Below are 21,483 nucleotides of genomic sequence, written 5' to 3' on the forward strand. Positions count from 1 at the left end.
GCCCGGCAGTGCCCCCACACCGCCGGGGCGCGGACACCGTCACCGTCTGCGCCGCCTCCGCCCCTCCCGGCCGCCCGCCCCGCCGCCCGTGTGGCCTCCCGACCGGCCCAGGCGGGCGGCCGGGAGGGCGTCCGGGGCCGGCGGGCGGACGTCGTCCGCCGGGGCGGCCAACTCGGCGAGGTAGCGCCGGCGTTCGATCGGGACGGCACCGAGGGCCCGGACGTGGGGGGTGTCCCACTGGGCGTCGAGCAGGCGACCGCCGGCCGCCCCGAAGCGGGCCGCGAGGTCCGCGACCGCGACCCGGGCGGCATCGGGGCGGCGGTTGAACATCGAGTCCAGGCTCAACACCGGCCCCGCGCGGACGCCGAAGACCCCGCCGATCAGTTCCTCCCCCTCCCAGACCTCCGCGCTGTGCGCCGCGCCGCAGTCGTGCAACCGGCTCAGTGCCTCGCGCAGTTCGGTGGTGAGCCAGGCCGGTTCGCGGCCGTCCGCGCAGGCGGCGACGACGCGCTCGAAGGCGCGGTCGGCGCTGGTCCACCAGGCCAGGCCGTTGCGCAGCCGCCGGGACAGCCGGCTGCCGATGCGCACACCGTCCGGGGCGATCACCGGACGCGGATCGGGGGACCACCAGGCCAGCGCGTACGGGTCGTCCTCCGGGGAGACGGAGCCGGGCAGCAGCAGCACCTCGCCCGAGGCCACGGCCTCCTCGAACCGGGCCTCGTTGAAGGCGCTCGCCAGCTCGTCGGCGGCGGGCATCGGGAAGAGCCCCCGCCGGTAGGCGGCCACCAGGGTGTCGGGGCCGAGGGCTCCCCCGAAGGCCACCGGAGCGTCGCCGGGCGCCCGCGCCAGGTCGAGGCCGGCGAACGCCCGGCCGTCGCCCGGGGCGTGCGCGACCCCGCCGGCGGCACCGTCCGCGGCCCCGGTCGGTCCGGTCGGCCCGTTGGCGCCGGGTGCGCCGGGTGCGCCGCTCACCGCTGCACCGTCCCGACCGGCGGGGCCAGGAAGCCCTCCGCCGTCAGCTGGTCCAGGTAGTGGTCGAGCAGCGCGTCGTCGACCGCCGGCAGGGCGATCCCGCTTCCCGTCAGCGCCCGTTCGGTGTTGGCCCGGTCGAACAGCGGGAACGTCGGGCGGAAGTACATCTCGCTGATGGAGAGGTCCGTCCCCGGGCTGCGGTCGACGAACAGCGGCACGAACGGGGTCATCGGGTGGGTCGGGTGCCGGGCGGCGAACCGGACCAGGTCCTGGACCCAGGCGTCGTAGGGGACTTCGTCCACCGGGTGGCCGCGCGCCCGCAGCCGCTCGGCGAGGTCGGCGAGGACGGCCGGGCGCGGCGAGGTGATGTGGTAGACCTCGCCGATCGCCGGGGCGTGGGCGGCGATGTGGGCGACCGCCCGGCTGAACCGGTCGGCCGGCACGAAGTCGAGCAGCAGCCGGACGTCCGGACAGCTGCCGCTGTCGGCCATGTACTTGATCAGCGCACAGATCTCCGTCCCGGTGTTCATCACGCCGGTGGTCAGATCGCCGGTGACGTCGTTGGTGCGCAGCACGGTGACCGGCAGCCCGGCCGCGGCCGCGTGGTGCAGCAGTTGCTCGGCCACCCACTTGCTCTCCACGTAGCCGACGGCGAGCTTCTCCGGATAGGCGAGCGGCGTCCGCTCGGTCACCTCGGCGACGCCCGCGGGGCCGAAGCCGGCCAGCACGGCGAGGGTGGAGAGGTAGTGCACCGGGATGCCGCGGCTGTGCCCGGCCAGCCGGACCACCTCGCGGGTGCCGCCGACGTTGGGGCCGCGCAGCTGGTGGTACGGGTAGATGAAGTTGACCTGTCCGCCGAGGTGGTGGATGGCGTCCAGGCTCTCGGCGAGCGCCTCGAAGCGGTGCTGGCCGAGGCCGAGCAGCGGCTCGGCGAGGTCACCGACGAGCGGGACGACCCGGGCGTCGGCGAGGTCGTGCCGCAGGTAGCGCTGCTGCGCGGCGCGGATGCGCTCCAGGGCGTGCTCCTCGTCGGGTGCGCGGACCAGGCAGTGGATGCGCGCGCCGGTGCTGTGGAGCAGCTCGTTCAGCAGGTGTGCACCGCAGTAGCCGGTGGCGCCGGTGAGCAGGATCTCGGCCGGCTCGGCCCGCGAGGGGGCCGGGCTCCAGGACTGCCTTACGGGCGTGCCGAGTTCGGCCTCGGCGGCCCAGTCGACGACGGCCTCGCCGAGGCCGTTGCGCCCGGCCGCGCCGGCCCGGGCCGCCTGGGTGGCGGCGGCGAAGGCGCGCAGGGTCGAGTCGCGCAGCAGTGAGCGGGTGAGGAAGCGGATCCGGGTGACGTCGATGCCGAACATGATCCTGGCCCGCGCGAGCATCTCCATGGCCAGTAAGGAGTTGCCGCCGAGCGCGAAGAAGTCGTCCGCGGGGTGGACGTCCTCGACGCCGAGCAGTTCGGACCAGAGGTGGGCGACGGCGGGCTCGATGGCACTGCCGCCCCCGTTCGGCCGGACCCGGGTGCCGTCGGAGCGGTCGCCGTCCGCGGTGCGGTCCTCGACGGCGCGCTCTCCGTCCGGGGCACGCTCCCCTCCCGCGCCCCGGCCCGCATCGCGGGTTGAACCGCCGACGCCGCCGGCACCGTCGGCCTCCGCGGTCCAGGTGTCCTCGGAGCCGGGAGAACGGCGCTGCAGCCGAGGCGTGGCGTGCGGCAACCGGCGCCGGTCGATCTTTCCGGCCGACGTGAGCGGCATGGTGTCGAGCAGCACGAAGTCGGCCGGGACCATGAATTCGGGCAGCCGCTCGGCCAGGTACTCGCGGATGTGCGAGCGCCGCGCGTGGGCGCCCGAGCCGCCGCGTCCGGTCAGCGTGTAGTACGCGGTGAGGACGTGGGCCCCGTCGTCGTTGCCGTCGGCGGCGACGCGGGCCTGCCGGACGGCCGGGTGGCCGGCCAGCACCGACTCGACCTCGGCCGGGTCGACCCGGTAGCCGCGGACCTTCACCTGGTCGTCGAAGCGGCCCAGGATCTCCAGGTTGCCGTCGGCCCGCCAGCGGCCGGCGTCACCCGTGCGGTACATCCGCTCGCCGGGTGAGGCGGCGTACGGGTCGGGCAGGAAGCGCTCCGCGGTGAGCCCCGGCTCCCGCCAGTAGCCGCGGGCGAGGCCCGGCCCGCCGAGGTAGATCTCGCCGCGCTCGCCCGGACGCACCGGGCTGAGCCGGGCGTCCAGCAGGTGCACCCGCACCCCCGGCAGCGGCCGCCCGATCGGCACCGGCGCCGCGCCGACGCCGGCCCCGGCGGCCGCGTCCAGCACCTCCGGGGTGACCTCGCAGAGCGTGGACGTCACGGCCGCCTCGGTCACCCCGTAGGCGTTGACCAGTCGGACCCCGGGCAGCCGGGTCAGGCAGGTCCGGCAGTCGTCCGCGTGCACGGTGTCACCGCCGACCACGACCAGCCGCAGTCCGGCCGGCGGCGGACCGCCCTCGGGGAGCAGGGCGAGCACGTGGTGCCAGTAGGCGGGCGTGAGGTCCGCGACGGTCAGGCGCAGCTCCTCCATGCGGTGCACCAGCTCGGTCGGCGCCCAGGTGCGGGCTCCGCCGAGGACGAGGGTGGCGCCGCTGACCAGGGCCGCGAAGACCTGTTCCAGCGAGGTGTCGAAGCCGAGCGCGGCGAGTTGCAGCACCCGGTCGCGCGAGGTGAGGCCGTAGGCGCGGACCACCCGGTCCAGGGTGAAGACGAGGGAGCGGTGGGTGACCGGCACGCCCTTGGGGGTGCCGGTGGTGCCGGAGGTGTAGATCAGGTAGGCGAGGTCGTCCGGGGCGGCGGTGTCCTGCGCCGGTCCGTCCTCCGCGTCGGCTCCCACGTCCGGCGCATCGGCTCCCACGTCCGGGCCGCGCCTGTCGGAGCCCTCCGGCGCGTCGCGGCCCGCGTCCGGTCCGAGCACCACGACACCCGGATAGCCCTGCCCGCGGCCGTCCACCGCCACCCGGGCCCGGCAGTCCTCGACCAGTCGGGCCAGCCGCCGCTCCGGGTGCGCCGGGTCGAGCGGCAGGAAGGCGCCACCGGCCTTGAGCACGGCCAGCCAGGCCGTCACCAGGTCCGGCCCGCGCTCCAGGCAGACCGGCACCACGTGCTCAGGCCCGACCCCGTGGGCCCGCAGCGCCCAGGCCAGCCGGTCGCTGCGCCGGTCCAGCTCGCGGTAGGACAGCGCGCCGTCCTCGGCCAGGATCGCGACCGCCTCCGGGTCGTGCGCGGCGCGTGCCCGGAACAACCCGTGCACGGTGTCCGCGAAGCCGGCCCGCGCAGGCCCGCGCACGGGCCCGGCCGGCCCGGAGAACCCGAGCCCGCCCCAGCGCCACGCGCTCTCCACGTACGCGCGGCACTCCGCGTGCCCGGCCGGGCCGTACACGGTGGCCCAGCCGCCCGGCACGGTGGAGTCACCGAACCAGATCGCATACTGACCGTCCTCGTTCCGCACCACGGCGTGACGACCGGAACTCGCGTCCCCGCGTGTGCCGTGTGCGCTGTCGGCTGGATCATCCACCGGCTTGACCTCGTGCTGTGGCGGCAGAATGCTGGGAGGTGCGACATTTCCGACTATACGCACTCATGGCCCGTTTCGACCGCCCGGCCGAAAGCCGCCGGGAGGACGGGGCCGCTGTCCGAAGCCCGGTCACGCACCGCGCCCGGCAGGCACGGAGCCGACCGGCCCGGAGTCTGACAGGCAACCGCCTGGCAGCCACCGCCCCCGGTAGCGACCGCGCCTGACGGGCACCGCACCGGGAGAGGGGAGCCCCGCTCCGCTTCCCGACCCGTCCGACCGGGCGGGTGGTCCGAGGACCGGCGGAGCGGTGTCGCGGAGGAGGTAGCCTCGTTGACACGTCGGCGACAACGCCTGATGGTCTGTTACCTGTCGTGGATGGTGCTGTTCACCTGCATCTACTACATCAACCCGACCCAGCGGATCATCTGGTGGACCGGCATCGGCCTCGGCAGCGTCGCGGCCATCGTGGTCGGTGTGCACCTCAACCGCCCGGCGCACGCACTGCCCTGGTACCTGCTCGCCCTCGCCAACCTCGGTTTCACGGCGGGCGAGGTCGTCCAGGTCATCCAGATGCAGTTCCTGCACCTGGGCAGTCCCTTCCCGTCCGTCGCCGACGGCTTCTACCTGGCCGAGTACCTGCTGTACGCGGCCGGCGTGTTGGCCTTCATCCGCTGGCGAACGGCACATCAGGACCGCGCCGGAGTCCTCGACGCGCTCATCCTCACCATGGGTCTGGCCCTGCTGGCCTGGATCTACCTGATCCTCCCGTACGCCCGGAACCCCGACCTCACGTGGATCCAGAAGGCCGTCTCGATCGCCTACCCGCTGGGCGACGTGGTCGTGCTCGCACTGCTGCTGCGCCTGCTGGTGCCACGCGGCGGCGGCGGCCGCGCCCTGCAACTGCTCACCGTCGGCACGGTCGGCCTGCTGGTCTCCGACATCCTGTACGGCCTGATCCTGCTGCACGGCAACTGGCACATCGGCACCCCGGTCGACCTCGGCTGGGCCGCCTTCTACACCGCCTGGGGTGCGGCCGCCCTCCATCCGTCGATGGTCGAACTGACCAGACCCGTGCCCAGCCAACAGGTCGACATCACGCCCGGCCGGCTCGCCCTGCTCACCCTCGCCTCGTTGATCGCGCCGGCGATCCTGATCATCGAGTCGATCAACGGCAACACCAGCAACGCCGGCGTGATCGGCGCCTTCTCCGGTGTGCTCTTCCTCCTGGTGCTGGCCCGACTCGCGGTCGTCGTGGTCGCCCGGCGGCAGGCCGTAGCCCGTGAACGGGTACTGCGCGAGGCCGGCGCCTCACTGACCGCGGCCGTCACCGTCGAGGAGGTCGCCGACGCCGTGCAGGCCGCCGCGTCCACCCTGATGCCCACCGAGCCCGGCCACGTCGCGCTGCTCGCGGTCACCGAGGCCGGCGTCCTGCACGTCCGGCACGCCGAGCGCGGCCCCACCACCCAGCGCGCCCCTGGCAACGGCCCCGCCGACGGCCCCGGATCCGACTCGGGCTCCGACTCGGGCTCCGACTCCGACTCCGACTCCGACGAGGTGCTCGCGCTCGCCGCGATCCGCGAGACCCGTTTACTGCCCGTCGAGGAGATCGGCAGCGACCTCGCCGTCCGCTTCGACGGCATGCCCTCGGCCCTGCTCTGCCCGCTCACCCTCGCCGAGCGCCCCTCCGGTGACCCGCTGATCGGCGCGCTCATCGTCACCGGGACCGAGCAGGAGCTCACCAACCTCTGGGGATCGCTGGAGATCCTCGCCGCCCAGGCCGCCCTGGCCGTCGAGCGCGTCATGCTGAGCCAGGAGGTCAACCGCCGCAACAGCGAGCTCTACTTCCGCACCCTGGTGCAGAGCGCCAGCGACGTCATCCTGATCCTCAACGCCGACGACGGCGTCCGGTACGCCTCCTCGTCCGCCGAGCGCGTGCTCGGCTACCCCGACCTCGACGGCGTCCTGATCACCGACCTCGTCCCGCCCGAGGACAGCCGGGCCGTCGGCAGCGCGCTCACCCGGATGCGCGGCCTGGACGGCGCCGCCGACGGCCGCGAGCAGCAGCGCGAGCACTGGCGGCTGCTGCGCCACGACCGCACCCCGATCGAAGCCGAGGTGCGCTGCAACGACCTGCGCGGCGATCCGACCGTCGGCGGCCTCGTGCTCACCCTGCGCGACGTGACCGAGCAGCGCCAGATGGAGCGCGAGCTCACCCACCGCGCCTTCCACGACTCGCTCACCGGGCTGGCCAACCGCGTCCTCTTCCAGGACCGAGTCGGCCACGCGCTCTCCCGCAGCGAGCGCAGCGGCGCCGTCACCGGCGTGCTCTTCATCGACCTGGACGACTTCAAGGTCGTCAACGACACCCAGGGACACGCGGTCGGCGACGAGCTGCTGGTCGCCGTCTCGCTACGGGTCTCCACCGCGTTGCGCACCTCCGACACCGCGGCCCGGCTCGGTGGCGACGAATTCGCCGTCCTGGTCGAGGACGCGATGCGCCCTGCGGACGTCGGGGCCATCGCGGACAGCGTGCTGGCCGCCTTCGCCGAGCCGTTCAAGCTGAGCGCGGGCGCCGTCCGGGTGGGCGCGAGCATCGGCGTCGCCACCACCGAGGACAGCGTGGACGCGACCGAGCTGCTCAGCCACGCCGACCTCGCGCTCTACTCCGCCAAGGCCGCAGGGAAGCGCCAGTGGTGCCACTACCAGCCCGCGCTCCAGGCCGGCCTGGTCGAACGGCACGAGTTGAACGAGAACCTGGACACCGCGATCGCCGAATCCGCGTTCAAGCTGTACTACCAGCCGATCGTCGACCTGGCGAGCGGCGCCCTGGTCGCCTTCGAAGCCCTGGTCCGCTGGCCGCACGACCGCCGCGGCATGGTCCTGCCGGACGAGTTCATCGCGCTCGCCGAGGAGAGCGGCCAGATCGTCCCGCTCGGCGCCTGGGTCCTGGAACGCGCGGCCCAGGAGGCGGCCGCCTGGCACCGCCTGAGCGCCGAGCCCCGGCTCGCCCGGGGCCTGCCCCCACTACGGGTCAACGTCAACGTCTCGGCCCGGCAGTTCCGCGACGCCGGCTTCGTCGACGTGGTCCGCGGCGCCGTCCGCACGTCCGGGATCACGCCGGACGTGCTCGTCCTGGAGCTGACCGAGTCGGTCCTGATGCGCCGCGACGAACGCGTGCACACCGACATGCGCACCCTGAGCGAGCTCGGCGTCGGCATCGCCATCGACGACTTCGGCACCGGCTACTCCTCGCTCTCCTACCTGCGCGAGTTCCCGATCTCCATCCTGAAGATCGACAAGTCCTTCATCGACGGCCTGGGCCTCTCCCAGCAGCAGTACGCCCTGGTCGAGGGCATCACCCGGATCGCCGACACCCTCGGCGTCCAGGTCATCGCCGAGGGCATCGAGAACACCGAGCAGCGCGACCTCCTCGCCGCCATGGGCTGCCCCCTCGGCCAGGGCTACCTCTTCGCCCACCCCCTCACCCCCGACCAGGCCCGTCGCCTCATCACCGACCACTCCCCCATCACCACCCCCGCCCCCCACCGCACCTGAACCATCCGGGTGTCAGCGGGACGGACGCCAACCGTCACCTTGGGTCGAACTCCACTGTCAGTGCGGCCGCCTATGCTCAGACGAACCTAGACCGAGGAGACGTGTGAGCATCGACGACCTGACTGACGCAGACGCCGTTCAGACCGCGCTCAAGGAGTTCGACAGCCTCGGTCAGGAGGCCTTCCTCAAGCGCTACCACTACGCGGAATCGGCCCAGTACTTCGTCCAGCACGACGATCGCCTCTACGACGCCGAAGCCATCGCCGGGGCGGCCCACGGCTACCAGCACCCCGAGCACGGACCGTTGAGCGAGCACGCGTTCCACGGCGACGCCGCACCGGTGACCGTGGCCCTGCAGCAGTTGGGTTTCGCCGTAGTGGACGGGCAGCCCTCCACGCTTGAGGAGGAGCTAGCCTGGCGGCTCGCCATGTGGCGCAATCTGCAGGCTCGCCAGGACGCCGACGGCCTGTTGACCGCTGGCGAGGTCCGGGCGGTCCGGGCCTACGGCGGCCAGCAGGGCATCTGGGTCGACAAGAAGCGGACGCGACACCTCGACCCGCAGGGGCTGGCAGTTGGCCTCAAGCACACCGGTGTCGACTACCCCGATGAGATCAACGACAGCGGAGCGCTCTACCGCTACCCCGACACCAACCGCCGGGGCCAGGACAAGGCCGAGGTCAACGCCACGAAGGCGGCCTCTCGGCGCTCGCTGCCGGTGTTCCTGATCTCCGAGCGGGGAACGCGGCGCGAGGTCCGCCTCGGTTGGGTCGCCGGCTGGGAGGACACCAGCAGCCAGTTCTACGTCAGCTTCGACGCCACGCCTCCGCAGCAGCTCCTCGACCGTGACCGTTCCGACGACCACCCTTTCCAGCTGGAGGGGAATCGGCGCCGGACGCGCGCGGGAACGATCACGAGCCGCCCCGATCAGGCGAAGTTCAAGGTCGAGGTCATCCATCGCTACGGCTCCCGCTGCCCGTTCTCGGGCATCGCGGTGCCTGCCATGATAGAGGCGGCCCATCTGCGCCCCGACGCGGAGAACGGGAGCTCCGACCCGCGCAACGGCATCCCCATGAATGCGGCGCTTCATCGGGCCTTTGATGCTCATCTGTTCGCCATCCACCCGGACACGCTCCAGGTGATGGTCCGCCCTCAGGGCCCGAGCCTCGCCGAGCTCGGGATCATCGAGCCGCAGCTAGCACTGTCCAAGCTACCCCACAAGGAGGCCCTGAAGTGGCGCTACGCGAAGTGGCTGAAGTCGAACAAGATGGCCGCAACCGAAGCCGTCCCGCCTGTCGCCGCTGCCGCCATAGCCTGACCGCCCTGCTCTGACGGCTCTGCGCCGACCGCCTCAGCCTGACTACCGCGGCCCGACCTCCCGGACCTGGGCCACCGGGTGAACCACGCATCGGGCTCCTGATCCGCCGTCGAAACGATCAGAAGCCCGGTGCTCAGCGTCGACCAGCCATGAACCACCCGTCAGGGAGTCGGGTGAGGGTGGCCGAGGTGGGGGAAGGTCGGGAGGAGGTCCGTGTGCGGGGGGACGTGGTCGGAGGTGATCTTGCCTCCGGAGACCATGGCGAGGCGGGCGGAGGTCACGTCGTCGCTGAGGGTGCGGCCGTTGGGGTAGGCGGCGGGGCGGGAGCGGTCGTAGCGGAGGATGTCGGGCAGGACGAGCTTGAGGGTCTCGGTGGCGGCCACGGTGGTGTAGTCGCCGGTGTGCTGGAGCACGGCCGTCCAGGGCTCGTGGTAGGTGTCCCAGTCGTCGGCCGGCTCGCCGGCGTTGTAGGCGTCCTTGACCTCCTCGGCGTTGAAGTAGGCCGTCAGGGAGGGGTGGGCGCCGCGGTCGACGGAGACCAGCTGGCCGTCCTGGTGCAGGCTGACACGGGCCCATACGCCGATCACCGGATCGGGGCCGAGGTCGGCGTCCGGGACTTCGAGGGCGATGCCGAAGATGTTGGCCTCGGCCATCGCGTCCTTGCCGGTCCAGGTGAAGTCGTTGACGATCCCTTCGAGGTCGGCGAAGAAGGGGTCACTGCGCAGGCCGACGGAGAGCCTGCGGTCTCCCGCGTCCACGACGTCGGGCGCGTCTCCGAAGGCCACCGGCACGTCCGCGAAGACCACCTCGCCGGTCGCCTCGTGCTTCTGCGCGGCGGCCCCGGTCGCACGGTGGACGGTGACGGTCTGTCCGCCGGTCCGGGAGCCGGCGAAGGTGAAGGAGTAGGCGACGTCCGCGCGGTTGTCGCCGTCGTTGTCGATGTTGATGCGGTAGACGGCGTCCGGGTGGAACTCCGCGGCCTGGGTGGGGGCGTAGGGGTTCACGTCCATGATGAGGACGGTCCGGCCGGGGGCGTCGCTCGCGGGGAAGGCGAACAGGTCGGTGAGGTCGAGCCGGGCGTCGCCCCGCGGGGAGCGGAGGTTCGGACCGCTGAGGTGGTGGGACATGGCGCTGCGCTACCTCGTCTCTGTGGCCCCCTGGGTGTGTCGGCACGCACTGTGGTACCAGCGCGGCCGGCCGGGGAGGGGGAGGCGCGCTTGATCACCCACCCACCGGCCCCGTACGGGAGGACGGCGGGCTCCCGGTCAGACCGCCGCCGTCGTGGCGGTCTCGCTGCCGGCCGGGACGCCGAGGGTGCGTTCGGCCTTGGCGACCGCGGCCCGGTAGTACAGCGAGGCGAGTTGCGAGGAACCGGAGTCGCGCTGGAAGAAGCCGTAGGAGAGGGCGGTCGGCCCGAAGCGCTCGATGCCGATGTAGCCGTTGAGTTGGACGCCGCCGAGGATGCCGTCGAGGCGGACGGCCGGAGCGTCTCGGCGCTCGCCCAGGGTGATCGGGGTGGCCGTGAAGGTCACGGAGGTACCGGCGCCGTCGTCGAAGGTGAGGCTCTGGCAGTTCGTGAACGCCTCGGTGACGGTGGCGAAGTCGCCGGTGAGCTTGGCGGAGTCCTCGACGGTGAGTGACTCGGTGACCATCGGGCTGCCACCCGGGCCCTCGAACTCGACCTCCTGGTGCGACTGTTGCGGCGCCGGCTCGGCGCCCTGCCGGGCGAGAAGGGCGCGCAGGGCGTCACAGCCGGAGACCGGGGAGGCGCCGCCGCTCGGCGAGGAGCCGGTGCTGGGCGGGACTTCGGTGAACTCGGGCCCGAGTTCGGCCGCCGTGAGCAGCGCCGTCCTCAGCTGGGCGTCCGTGGGCAGTTGCTCGGCCGGCACCGCCTGCGCCGCCGGCACGGCGGCGGCTCCGGCGGTCTGGACCGTGACGGCCGGCGTGCGGGGCGAGCCGGAGGCCAGGTCCGCGGTGCCGAGGGTCGCCACGGTGACGACGGCCGCCGCGGTGAGGGCGAGGAGAGGCCGCGAGTGGGACATACGGGCCCCCGATCAGGAGTCGGGCACGGGCAGGCGTCCAGTGTCCCACCGGGCCCGCCCGCTCGCCCGCCCGAGCGGCGGATCCGCAGGTCAGGAAGGTTCTCCGGGGGCCGCCGGGAGCGTGCCCAGGGTCTCGGTGAGCCACTGCACCCAGAAGGTCTCCAACCCGATCCCGGCGCGCAGCACGGCGTGCTGCAGGCGGTTCTCCGTGTCCGCACGCTCCCGCGGGAAGTCGCGCCGCTCGATCTCCTCGTAGTCGGCCAACTGCGCTCGGTGCAGGGCCAGATGGCGGGACAGTTCGGCGTCGAGCCCGGCCGTGCCGACCACGGCGGCCGCGCGCAGGCGCAGCAGCAGCGGTTCGCGCATGGCCCTGGGCTCGTCCCCGCCGGCGGTCCACCGTTCCAGTTCGGCGCGGCCTGCAGGCAGGACTTCGTACTCCTTCTTCTGGCCGCGCACCGGGCCGGACCGCGCGAGGGCCCGGATGAGGCCCGAGGTCTCCAGGCGGCCCAGCTCGCGGTAGATCTGCTGGTGGCTGGCGGACCAGAAGAAGCCGATCGACTTGTCGAACCGCCGGGTCAGCTCCAGCCCCGAGGACGGCTTCTCCAGCAGGGCGGTGAGGATGGCATGCGGCAGCGACATGCCGACGATCCTAGGCGCCCCGGCCCGCACGTCGCTGTGCGCCGGCGCGCGTCGCCCGGCGCGGGGCGTTGCGGGGGGGGGTGGGGCGCGCCCCGCCCCGCACCGCCCCACCCCGCCGTCAGAGCGCCGCCGCCAGCTCCGTCCCCTGCTTGATCGCGCGCTTCGCGTCCAGCTCCGCCGCCACGTCGGCACCGCCGATCAGGTGCGGGGTGAGGCCGCGCTCACGCAGGGCGGCGTCCAGGTCGCGCCGCGGCTCCTGCCCGGTGCAGAGGACGACCGTGTCGACGGGCAGCAGCTGCTTCTCGCCGTCGACGGTGATGTGCAGGCCGGCGTCGTCGATCAGGTCGTAGGTCACGCCGGGGACCATCACCACGCCGCGGTGCTTGAGCTCGGTGCGGTGGATCCAGCCGGTGGTCTTCCCGAGCCCGGCCCCGACCTTGCCGGTCTTGCGCTGGAGCAGGTGGACGCTGCGCGGGGGCTTGGGTGCGACCGGTCGGGTGAGGCCGCCGCGCTCGCGGTACTCCGGGTCGATGCCCCACTTGGCCTGGAAGACCGGCGGGTTGAGGCTGGCGGCGTCGCCCTGGTCGGTGAGGTACTCGGCGACGTCGAAGCCGATGCCGCCCGCGCCGAGGATGGCCACCCGCTCACCGACCGGCGCGCCGTCGCGCAGCACGTCCAGGTAGCCGACGACCTTGGGGTGGTCGATGCCCGGAATGTCGGCCGGGGTCCGCGGGGTGACGCCGGTGGCGAGGACGATCTCGTCGAAGCCCTCGGCGGCGAGCCGCTCGGCGTCCACCGGAGCGCCGAGCCGCTGCTCGACGTCCGACTCGGCGAGCCGGGTGCGGAAGTAGCGGAGGGTCTCGTCGAACTCTTCCTTGCCGGGGATGCGCCGGGCGACGTTCAGCTGCCCGCCGATGGTGTCGGCGGCGTCGAACAGCGTGACGGCGTGGCCGCGCTCGGCGGCCGAGACGGCGAAGGCGAGGCCGGCCGGGCCAGCGCCGACGACGCCGATCCTCTTGCGCAGCCTGGTCGGCGCGAGGACGAGTTCGGTCTCGTGGCAGGCGCGCGGGTTGACCAGGCAGGAGGTGATCTGCCCGCTGAAGGTGTGGTCGAGGCAGGCCTGGTTGCAGCCGATGCAGGTGTTGATGGCGTCGGCGCGGTCGGCACCCGCCTTGGCGACGAAGTCCGCGTCGGCGAGCAGCGGCCGGGCCAGTGAGACCAGGTCCGCGCAGCCGTCGGCGAGCAGCTGCTCGGCGATCTCCGGGGTGTTGATGCGGTTGACGGCGACCAGCGGGACGCCGACCGAGCCCATCACCTTCTTGGTCACCCAGGCGTAGGCGCCGCGCGGGACGGAGGTGGCGATGGTGGGGATGCGGGCCTCGTGCCAGCCGATGCCGGTGTTGATGATCGTGGCCCCGGCCGCCTCGACGGCCTGTGCGAGTTCCACGACCTCGGCGAGCGTGGAGCCGCCGGGAACGAGGTCGAGCATGGAGAGCCGGTAGATCAGGATGAAGTCGGGCCCGACCCGCTCGCGGACCCGCCGGACGATCTCGACCGGGAAGCGCATCCGGTTCTCGTACGAGCCGCCCCACTCGTCCTCCCGCCGGTTGGTGGCGGCGGCGATGAACTCGTTGATCAGGTAGCCCTCGGAGCCCATGATCTCGACGCCGTCGTAGCCCGCCCGCTGGGCGAGGGCGGCGCAGCGGGCGAAGTCCTCAACGGTCTGCTCGACCTGCTCGGCGGTGAGCTCGTTCGGCGCGAACGGGCTGATCGGGGCCTGGAGGGCGCTGGGGGCGACCAGCTCCGGGTGGTAGGCGTAGCGGCCGAAGTGCAGGATCTGCAGCGCGATCCGGCCGCCTTCGGCGTGGACGGCGTCGGTGACGAGGCGGTGCCGGTCGGCCTCGGCCTCGGTGGTGAGCATGGCGCCGCCACCCCAGGGCCGGCCCGCCTCGTTGGGGGCGATGCCGCCGGTGACGATCAGGCCGACGCCGCCGCGGGCACGCTCGGCGTAGAAGGCCGCCATCCGCTCGAAGCCGTCGGGCGCCTCCTCCAGGCCGACGTGCATCGAGCCCATGATCACCCGGTTGGGGAGGGTGGTGAAGCCGAGGTCGAGCGGGCTCAGCAGGTGGGGGTAGGGCGGCGGCGGGGTGCTGGGCATCGGCATCTCCTCGGTGTCCGGCTGGACGCGGACGGTCCGCGGGCGTGGGCCGTCCGCCCGGCGGCGGGCGTGGTTACCCAACGGTAGGGGACGCCCCAACGCATATGCAACCAGTTGCACAAGGGCGACGACCCCCGACGCTTCCGCCCCCCGGAACCGGACCGCTTCGTGGCCGAATCTTGTCAACACCATGGAGTCGACCCCTCACTGTTCGTTAGGGTCGGAGGTGGCAGCGGGGCACAGCGGCCCCGGGAACGTCACGGAAGGGGAAGCCGTGCGAGGTGGGTCCGTAGCCGTGGTCGGCGGCAGCATCGCCGGGTGCGCGTTCGCGCGGGCGGCCGCCCGCGGAGGTGCGGAGCAGGTCGTGGTGCTGGAACGCAGCCCCGGTCGGCTGGAGGACCGCGGCGTCGGGCTCTGCGTCCTGGAACCCCGCTACGGGGAACTGGTCCGGGCCGGCCACCTGGACGACGGTATCCGCCACCACCGCCTCGCCCTGCGCCGCTGGCTCACCCGCGAGACGGCTCCCGTCGACGGGCTCCGTACCGCCGACCCGCGCGGGCGGGTGCTCTGGGTCCAGGACCTCGCCTTCCGTTCCTACCACTGGGGCGTGCTCTGGCAGGCGTTGCGCGAACGCGCCCCGGAGCGCGTGGAGTTCCGGCTCGGCCAGGCGGTCACCGCCGTCGACGCCGCGGCGGCGGACAACGGCGACGGCCCCGCCCGGGTGGAGACGACGGCCGGCGGGCGCGAGCCGTACGACCTGGTGGTCGGCGCGGACGGCTACCGCTCCTTGGTCCGCGAGGCGCTCTGCCCGGAAACCGCCGACCCGGCGGCCCGGCCCGCGTACGCCGGATACGTCTGCTGGCGCGGGAGCTTCGACGCCCGACTGCTGGAACACCTGCCCGGCGGCACCGCGCCCTGGCCGGAGGACGAGATCATCACCGTCTGCCATCCCGGCGGCCAGGTGGTGCTCTACCGCATCCCGGGCCTGGAACCCGGCTCCACCCAGGTCAACTGGGTCTTCTACGCCCCCACCCCCGCCTGGCTGCCGCTGGACGGCCCGACCAGCGTGCCGGCCGGCGCCCTCACCGGCGCGCAGTTCGCGGAGCTGGCCACCCTGGCGGAGCGGCACCTGCCGCCCTACTGGGCCGCCGTGGTCGCCGGTCTCACCCCGCGCGAGCGCACCTTCATCCAGCCGGTCTACGACCTGGACGTCCCGCGCCGTACCGCCGGCCGCCTGCTGCTGGCCGGGGACGCGGCCAGCGTGGTCCGCCCGCACAACACCAGCGGCGTGGTCAAGGCCCTGCAGGACGCCTGGGCGTTCGAGGAGGCCTGGCGCTCGGCCGCCTCCTGGACGGAGCTGCTCTCCGCGTACGAGCGCGACCGCGGCCCGGTCGGGCGGGAGACGGTCGAGCTGGGCCGGCGGCTCGGGCGGGCGCAGGTCACCGAGGCGCCGGACTGGTCGGTGATGGACGGGCCCGCCATGGTCGACTGGTGGCGCCGGCAGCTCGGCGGCGGAGGCGTGTTCGGCGGCCACGCACTCGCGCAGCCGCCGAACGGGCGTCAGGCCTCTTGAGCCGCCGACTCGAATCTCAGACGTTCACGCCGTAGTCGGTGGCGATCCCGCGCAGGCCGGAGGCGTAGCCCTGGCCGATGGCACGGAACTTCCACTCGGCGCCGTTGCGGTAGAGCTCGCCGAAGACCATCGCGGTCTCGGTCGAGGCGTCCTCGGTGAGGTCGTACCGGGCGATCTCCTGGCCGTTGGCCTGGTTGACGACCCGGATGAAGGCGTTGCGGACCTGGCCGAAGTTCTGCAGCCGGGCGTCGGCGTCGTAGATCGACACCGGGAAGACCACCTTGGCCACCTCGGCCGGCACGGCGGCGAGGTCGACCTTGATCTGCTCGTCGTCGCCGTCGCCGCCACCCGTCAGGTTGTCACCGCTGTGCTCGACCGAACCCTCGGGGCTGCGCAGGTTGTTGAAGAAGACGAAGTGCTGGTCCGACATCACCTTGCCGAACGCGGTGCAGAGCAGCGCGCTCGCGTCGAGGTCGTAGTCGGCACCCGTGGTGGTGCGCACGTCCCAGCCGAGCCCGACGATGACGGCGGTCAGCCCCGGCGCCTCCTTGGTCAGCGAGACGTTCCCACCCTTGCCCAGCGAAACTCCCACGATGCCCTCCTCTGTCGCTCTCCCTGCCGGAGAATCTACAGCACTGTAGAGATCACGAGAATCAGCCCGACCCGGTTCCCGGGCGCACCCGATTCGGCCGGCGGGCGCACCTCGCGCGCTACGCGCCGGGAACTCACCGCACGCCAGGCCCTCACCGCGTGCCGGCCGCTCACCGCGCGCCGGCCGCGATCAACTCCGCGACGTGCGGCGGCAGCAGACACGCCTGCCGGGCCAACAGCTCCACGAAGGCCGCCGTCAGCGGATCCGGCCGGGTGCGGGTGTAAGCCACCAGCGGGCGCCGCACCGGCGGCTCGGGGCGCCGGACCAGCCCGTCGAACCCCAGCGGCACGATGTTGGCCGGCACCAGCGCCGGTCCCAGCCCCGCGGCCGCGAGCAGCGGCGCGGCAGCCGTCTGCTCGGTCCGCACGGCGGCGCGCGGGCGGAACCCCGCCTCCGCGCAGGCCCCGTCCACCAGATCGGCGAGACCGTTGCCGGGCGCGTAGTGCACCCAGTCACGGTCCGCGAGGTCGCCCAGCGGAACGAACTGACGGTCGCTCCCGCCCCCCTCCCCCGCGGGCAGCGCGAGCACGAACTCCTCGACCCCGAGCTCCCGGATCGGCCCCTCCCAGTCCGGCGGCGGCGTGCCGACCGCGAGGTCCGCCTGACCGGCCGTCATCGCGGAGTGCAGCTCGTCGTTGTGCGCGTACTCGCGCAGCCGGATCCGCACTCCCGGATGGTCCCGCCGCCACGCCCGCAGGACCGGCGGCAGGATGCCGAGCCCGACCGAGTACACCGTGGCAAGCTCCAGCTCACCGCCGTCCAGCCCGGCCGTCAGGCGGGCGGCGGCCTGCAGCCGCTCGGCATCGGCGAGCGCGGCCCGGGCGTGCGGGAGCACGGCGCGCCCCATCGGCGTCAGCCGGACGGCGCGCGGCAGGCGTTCCAGCAGCGTGCCGCCGACGGACTTCTCCAGCGCACGGACCTGGTGCGACAGCGCGGGCTGGGTGACGTGCAGCAGCTCGGCGGCGCGGGTGAACGAGCCGGTGTCGACGACGGCCACCAGGTATTCGAGCTGTCGGAGCGTTGTCATGCAGAGAGTTTATGGCTACGGGTGAAAACAAGCCTTGGACGCATCACCGCTGGTCGGCGGAGGGTTGTGCCCATGACCACTGCACTCCCCACGCCCCAGTCCCCCTCCCTCGCCCTCGACGGCCGCCGCATCATCGTCGTCGGCGCCGGTTCGAACACCGGCCGAGCCCTCGCCCGCGCCGCGTCGGAGGCCGGCGCCGACCTGGTCCTGGCCGGCCCCGACCCGCGCAAGCTGGAGTGGACGGCCGGCGAACTGTCCGGCAAGGCCGAGGTCGTCCCGGTCGACCTCGCCGACGAGGCGTCGATCGCCGCCCTCTCCACCGCCACCGGCCGCTTCCACCACCTGGTCTCCACCGCCGCCATGCCCGCCAACGGCCCGCTCGCCGACCTCGACCTCGCCGACGTCCACCGCGCGTTCGCCGCGAAGGTCTACGGCCCGCTGCTGCTCGCCAAGCACCTCGCCCCCCAGGCCGCGACCGACACCCCCGAGGGCGCGTCCTTCACCTTCTTCTCCGGCGTCGCCGCCTGGCGCCCGGCCCCCGCCCGCACGGTGATGGCCACGACCAACGGCGCCCTGGCGTTCCTGGTCCAGGCACTCGCCGTCGAGATCGCCCCGGTCCGCGTCAACGCCGTCTCCCCCGGCATCGTCGACAGCGGCTCCTGGGACCGCCTCGGCGCGGACAAGGACCCGTTCCTGAAGTCCGTCGCCGACCGCAACCCGGCCCGCCGCGTCGGCACCACGGACGACCTCGTCCACGCCACCCGCTTCGCCATGACCAGCCCCTTCGTCACCGGCACGGTCGTGCACGTGGACGGGGGTGGGCGACTGGTGTGACGCCCCAAGCACTCATGACGACGAGACGACCGAGCAACCGGTAACCGTGACAGCCCCATCCGACCTGGCCGGCAGACCCACCGGTCAGGTCACCTCCGGGGGACGGAGTCACCCCTCCGGCCTGGACATCAGGCCCTCGGGAAGAAGCCCCGAGGCGCCAATCACCTCGACGGCGAGAATCCTCCCGCTTGCATCGAAGTCGAGAACGAGCTCTCCGGGCCCAGGCACCTCGTCCACAATCACCTGTTCGACAGCCTCGCCGGGCCTGATGGAGTCCACCAAGTAGATCACCGCCGCATCAGCCTCCGGGTCACGGCTGATTCGCGCGGGCTGCCGTCTTCCCCATGAGTCCAACCCCTGGAGCCGGTGACGCCGCAGGTCCGCGTACGGCCGGGCTCCTCGCCGGGGCCGGCGTACGCTCAGTCGCCGATGAAGCGAACGATGTAGCCGGGGTGATCCAGCGCCTGCTGGAGCAGCCGGCTGAGTTCGGAGAGGAAGGAGACCGTCGCCGCGGGAAGGTCTCGGGCCGCGATCCGGTCGAGCTCAGCCAGAGCCAGTTCGCAGAAGTAGTGGTCGAATTCGGTGTCGGCATAGCGATCGATACGCGCCAGGGTCGGCAGGCTCTCTCGACCGACCACAGAGAGCGCCGAGTCCACCTCCCCGTCCTCCAGAAGGTAAGCCACAACATCCGAAACTACAGGCTGCCCATTCTTCTTCGCCTGGCGATTCATCTCCACCGTCAGCGCGGTGTCCACCAGTTGAATGTCTAGCCCCATGTCACAACCTCCTCGAACAGCCAAATCCGAGCTTTGGCGGCCGTGACCGACACGACATCCCGCGCCATGCCGTTCCCAACACCTCCGGGCAAATGTGCAACTCGCGGTGCCCACCGGGTCGTTCCACCTGTCCAGCCGCGGCCGGCTGAGCTGAGGCGCCGCGGTAAGGGTACGGCCACCCTGTTACACGCAGGCCGAGGGCGCCCTAGCCTCGTGCTTTCACGAGCAGGGCCGAGGCTTGATCAAAAGAACGAGTAGCGCCGCTGACCTGGGACGATGGGACTTGTCTAGGGCCCCGTCGTCGTCAAGAAAGCTGCACTCCTCAGATGAAGAAGCGTACCGGGTCGTACCCCCGTGTCCGCGTCGAGGGCGACGGCCGAGGGGTGGTCTCGCAGTCCGGCGCCGTGCTGCTGGTCGAGACGGCTCACAAAGCCGGGCTGGACGCGGCACTGTCGGCGTCGCTGACGCCTTGGCGCAAGCAGCGGGCGGTCCACGATCCCGGCAAGATCCTGCTGGACGTAGCGCTCGCGGCGGCCCTGGGCAGGGACTGCCTGGCCGATGTCACGATGTTGCGGGCCGAGCCCGCCGTGTTCGACCCGGCGGCCTCCGGCCCGACCGTCTCCCGCCTGGTCGACACCCTTGCCGCAGCTGGTCCCCGTGCGCTCACGGCGATCCGACGCACCAGGGCCGAAGTACGCGAGCAGGCACGGAAGTTGGCCGGCGAGACGTCCCCGGACGCGAGCGGCGAGGTGATCGTGGACATCGACGGCGTGCTCGTGCTGGCGCACTCCGAGAAGGAGCACGCCGCCAAGACCTGGAAGAAGGCCTTCGGCCATCACCCGCTGTTCGCGCTCGTCGACCACGGCCCGGACGGGTCCGGAGAGCCGGTCGCCGGCCTGCTGCGGCCGGGGAATGCGGGCAGCAACACGCCGCCGACCACACCGAGGCCGCCCGCATGGCCCTGACCCAGCTGCCGAAGAAGCACCGGCGCGGACGCCGCACCCTGATCCGCACCGACTCCGGCGGCGGCACCCACAAGTTCCTCAACTGACTCACCGCACGCGGCCGCCGGCTGGCGTACTCGGTCGGGATAACCATCACCGACGCCATCCACGCCGCCGTGCTCCAGATCCCCGAGGCGGCATGGACACCGGCCATCGAGCCGGACCGTGAGGTCCGCGACGTCGCACGAGTCGCCGAGCTCGCCGGTGACGTGCTCAAAGGCTGACCGAAGGGGATGCGACTGATCGTCCGCAAGGAACGACCCCACCCCGGAGCCCAGTTGCGCTTCACCGACGCCGACGGCATGCGACTGACCTGCTTCGCCACCAACACCACTGGCACTCCGATCGCGCACCTTGAGCTGCGGCATCGCCGGCGAGCCGCGCCGAGGACCGCATCCGCGCCGCCCGCGACACCGGCCTGCGCAACCTCCACCACCAGGCCAGCCAGAACCAGATCTGCCTGGAGATCGTCCAGCTCGCGCTCGACCTGCTCGCCTGGATGTCCATGCTCGCCCTGACCGGCACCGCACGCCGCTCGGAGCCCAAGCGCCTGCGACTGCGGCTGTTCTCCGCCGCCCAGCTCGTCACCACCGGCCGACGCCACTACCTTCGCCTCGCCCGCCACTGGCCCTGGACCCACGTGATCACCAGCACGTTCGAACGCCTGAAAGCCCTGCCGAACCCTGACTGACCAGCGACAACGCCCCATCCCGACGCACTCGACCACTTCCGGAGCCGTGGAACCCGGCGCAGACCGACGCAACAGCCGGGCCGTCACCCTGTCCGCATGACAGAAGCAATCGCCGGACAAACGGAAGCGGCCCGCCAGCGAAGCTGACGAGCCGTCACGCAGATCGAGGCCAGATCGCGAAATGCCGGTGGTGGAGCGTCAGAAATGCTTCACCACCGGCATAGCCGGACATTCCTGTCAGGGCGATCGGGTGCCTTCAGTTACCAGGCGTCCGCGTTTGAGCCGGTTTCGTAGTCGACCGGAGACTCGTAATCCCATGCGTCTCCAGTGACGTCCTCGTAGGCCTCCTCAATGACATTGAGGATGTCTTGACCACACCAGTCCCAGGCTGTGGCGAAGGTCGACGGGTCGGCCAGAACCTGGTTGAAGACCTTCGAGCCGGAGAGAACGGCTGCACAGCGCGCGAACAGGAAATCGTCATTGCCCTGCCCGTCTGCTTCATAGGCTCCCGAAAATCGGAAGCCCGCCTCACTGATGTCTCGTCGGTCCAACTCGAACAGAGCCTCGCTCAGACGGTCGTGGAACGACTTGATCTCGTCACCCGAGAGGGATTCGAGCTTGCCCTCGATTTCGGTGACCGTTTCATGCATCTCGGGACCGACAGAGGAATCGACGATCCTCCAGAAATCCGAGCGATCCATCTTGTGCACCT

At 72.4% G+C, this 21,483-nt stretch carries 15 protein-coding genes and 1 pseudogene; 5 read left to right on the forward strand and 11 right to left on the reverse strand.

Translation table 11 applies throughout. The features are described 5' to 3' along the window. Positions 1-39: 39 nt before the first annotated feature. Entirely contained in the window at positions 40-972 is a 933-nt protein-coding gene (locus ACF9IK_RS08815) for a leucyl/phenylalanyl-tRNA--protein transferase (RefSeq protein WP_395293688.1), read from the reverse strand. Further along, positions 969-4,568 (reverse strand): amino acid adenylation domain-containing protein, encoded by a 3,600-nt coding sequence (locus ACF9IK_RS08820; RefSeq protein WP_395293689.1) that lies wholly within the window; start codon positions 4,566-4,568, stop codon positions 969-971. Before ACF9IK_RS08820 ends, ACF9IK_RS08815 begins: the two co-directional genes overlap by 4 nt. 267 nt (positions 4,569-4,835) lie before the next feature. Between ACF9IK_RS08820 and ACF9IK_RS08825 the strand changes: the two genes are divergently transcribed. Both ACF9IK_RS08825 and ACF9IK_RS08830 read left to right on the forward strand, forming a co-directional pair. Beyond that, entirely contained in the window at positions 4,836-8,060 is a 3,225-nt protein-coding gene (locus tag ACF9IK_RS08825; protein ID WP_395293690.1) for a putative bifunctional diguanylate cyclase/phosphodiesterase, read from the forward strand. Positions 8,061-8,163: 103 nt separating this feature from the next. Then, positions 8,164-9,375, forward strand: a complete 1,212-nt coding sequence (locus ACF9IK_RS08830; RefSeq protein WP_395293691.1) for an HNH endonuclease — start codon at positions 8,164-8,166, stop codon at positions 9,373-9,375. Positions 9,376-9,536: 161 nt separating this feature from the next. Here ACF9IK_RS08830 and ACF9IK_RS08835 read toward each other — a convergent pair whose 3' ends face one another. From ACF9IK_RS08835 to ACF9IK_RS08850, 4 genes are all read right to left on the reverse strand, one after another. Then, entirely contained in the window at positions 9,537-10,502 is a 966-nt protein-coding gene (locus ACF9IK_RS08835; protein ID WP_395293692.1) for a DUF4331 family protein, read from the reverse strand. A gap of 138 nt (positions 10,503-10,640) precedes the next feature. Beyond that, positions 10,641-11,417 (reverse strand): hypothetical protein, encoded by a 777-nt coding sequence (locus ACF9IK_RS08840; RefSeq protein WP_395293693.1) that lies wholly within the window; start codon positions 11,415-11,417, stop codon positions 10,641-10,643. 90 nt (positions 11,418-11,507) lie between these two features. Further along, positions 11,508-12,056 (reverse strand): PadR family transcriptional regulator, encoded by a 549-nt coding sequence (locus tag ACF9IK_RS08845; RefSeq protein ID WP_395293694.1) that lies wholly within the window; start codon positions 12,054-12,056, stop codon positions 11,508-11,510. A 118-nt stretch (positions 12,057-12,174) separates the two neighbouring features. Continuing rightward, positions 12,175-14,214, reverse strand: a complete 2,040-nt coding sequence (locus tag ACF9IK_RS08850) for an FAD-dependent oxidoreductase (RefSeq protein ID WP_395293695.1) — start codon at positions 14,212-14,214, stop codon at positions 12,175-12,177. Positions 14,215-14,488: 274 nt separating this feature from the next. Here ACF9IK_RS08850 and ACF9IK_RS08855 point away from each other — a divergent pair, with 274 nt between their 5' ends. Next, a complete protein-coding gene (locus ACF9IK_RS08855; protein ID WP_395293696.1) occupies positions 14,489-15,787 on the forward strand; it encodes an FAD-dependent monooxygenase in 1,299 nt (432 codons plus the stop codon). Between the two features lie 16 nt (positions 15,788-15,803). Here the strand turns inward: ACF9IK_RS08855 and ACF9IK_RS08860 are convergent, their stop codons facing one another. Beyond that, complete coding sequence (locus tag ACF9IK_RS08860; protein WP_395293697.1) at positions 15,804-16,379, reverse strand: TerD family protein; 576 nt, start codon at positions 16,377-16,379, stop codon at positions 15,804-15,806. Between the two features lie 169 nt (positions 16,380-16,548). Then, positions 16,549-17,466: a LysR substrate-binding domain-containing protein gene (locus tag ACF9IK_RS08865; RefSeq protein ID WP_395293698.1), complete on the reverse strand. Its 918-nt coding sequence runs from the start codon at positions 17,464-17,466 to the stop codon at positions 16,549-16,551. A 72-nt stretch (positions 17,467-17,538) separates the two neighbouring features. Between ACF9IK_RS08865 and ACF9IK_RS08870 the strand changes: the two genes are divergently transcribed. Beyond that, positions 17,539-18,300 carry an SDR family oxidoreductase gene (locus ACF9IK_RS08870; RefSeq protein WP_395293699.1) on the forward strand — a complete coding sequence of 254 codons (762 nt, stop codon included), beginning with the start codon at positions 17,539-17,541 and terminating at the stop codon, positions 18,298-18,300. A gap of 108 nt (positions 18,301-18,408) precedes the next feature. On the opposite strand, the gene ACF9IK_RS08875 is transcribed toward ACF9IK_RS08870, so the two are convergent. After that, the gene (locus tag ACF9IK_RS08875) at positions 18,409-18,654 is read right to left on the reverse strand and encodes a DUF2283 domain-containing protein (protein WP_395293700.1); all 246 of its coding nucleotides are present in this window, start codon (positions 18,652-18,654) and stop codon (positions 18,409-18,411) included. Positions 18,655-18,719: 65 nt separating this feature from the next. After that, positions 18,720-19,055 carry a hypothetical protein gene (locus ACF9IK_RS08880; protein WP_395293701.1) on the reverse strand — a complete coding sequence of 112 codons (336 nt, stop codon included), beginning with the start codon at positions 19,053-19,055 and terminating at the stop codon, positions 18,720-18,722. A gap of 347 nt (positions 19,056-19,402) precedes the next feature. Between ACF9IK_RS08880 and ACF9IK_RS08885 the strand changes: the two are divergent. Next, positions 19,403-20,771 (forward strand): annotated as a pseudogene (locus tag ACF9IK_RS08885) (IS1380 family transposase). 260 nt (positions 20,772-21,031) lie between these two features. Here the strand turns inward: ACF9IK_RS08885 and ACF9IK_RS08890 are convergent. Continuing rightward, complete coding sequence (locus tag ACF9IK_RS08890) at positions 21,032-21,472, reverse strand: DUF4240 domain-containing protein (RefSeq protein WP_395298513.1); 441 nt, start codon at positions 21,470-21,472, stop codon at positions 21,032-21,034. Positions 21,473-21,483: the final 11 nt, after the last annotated feature.

Source organism: Kitasatospora hibisci (genome assembly GCF_043950205.1).
GTDB lineage: Bacteria > Actinomycetota > Actinomycetes > Streptomycetales > Streptomycetaceae > Kitasatospora > Kitasatospora hibisci.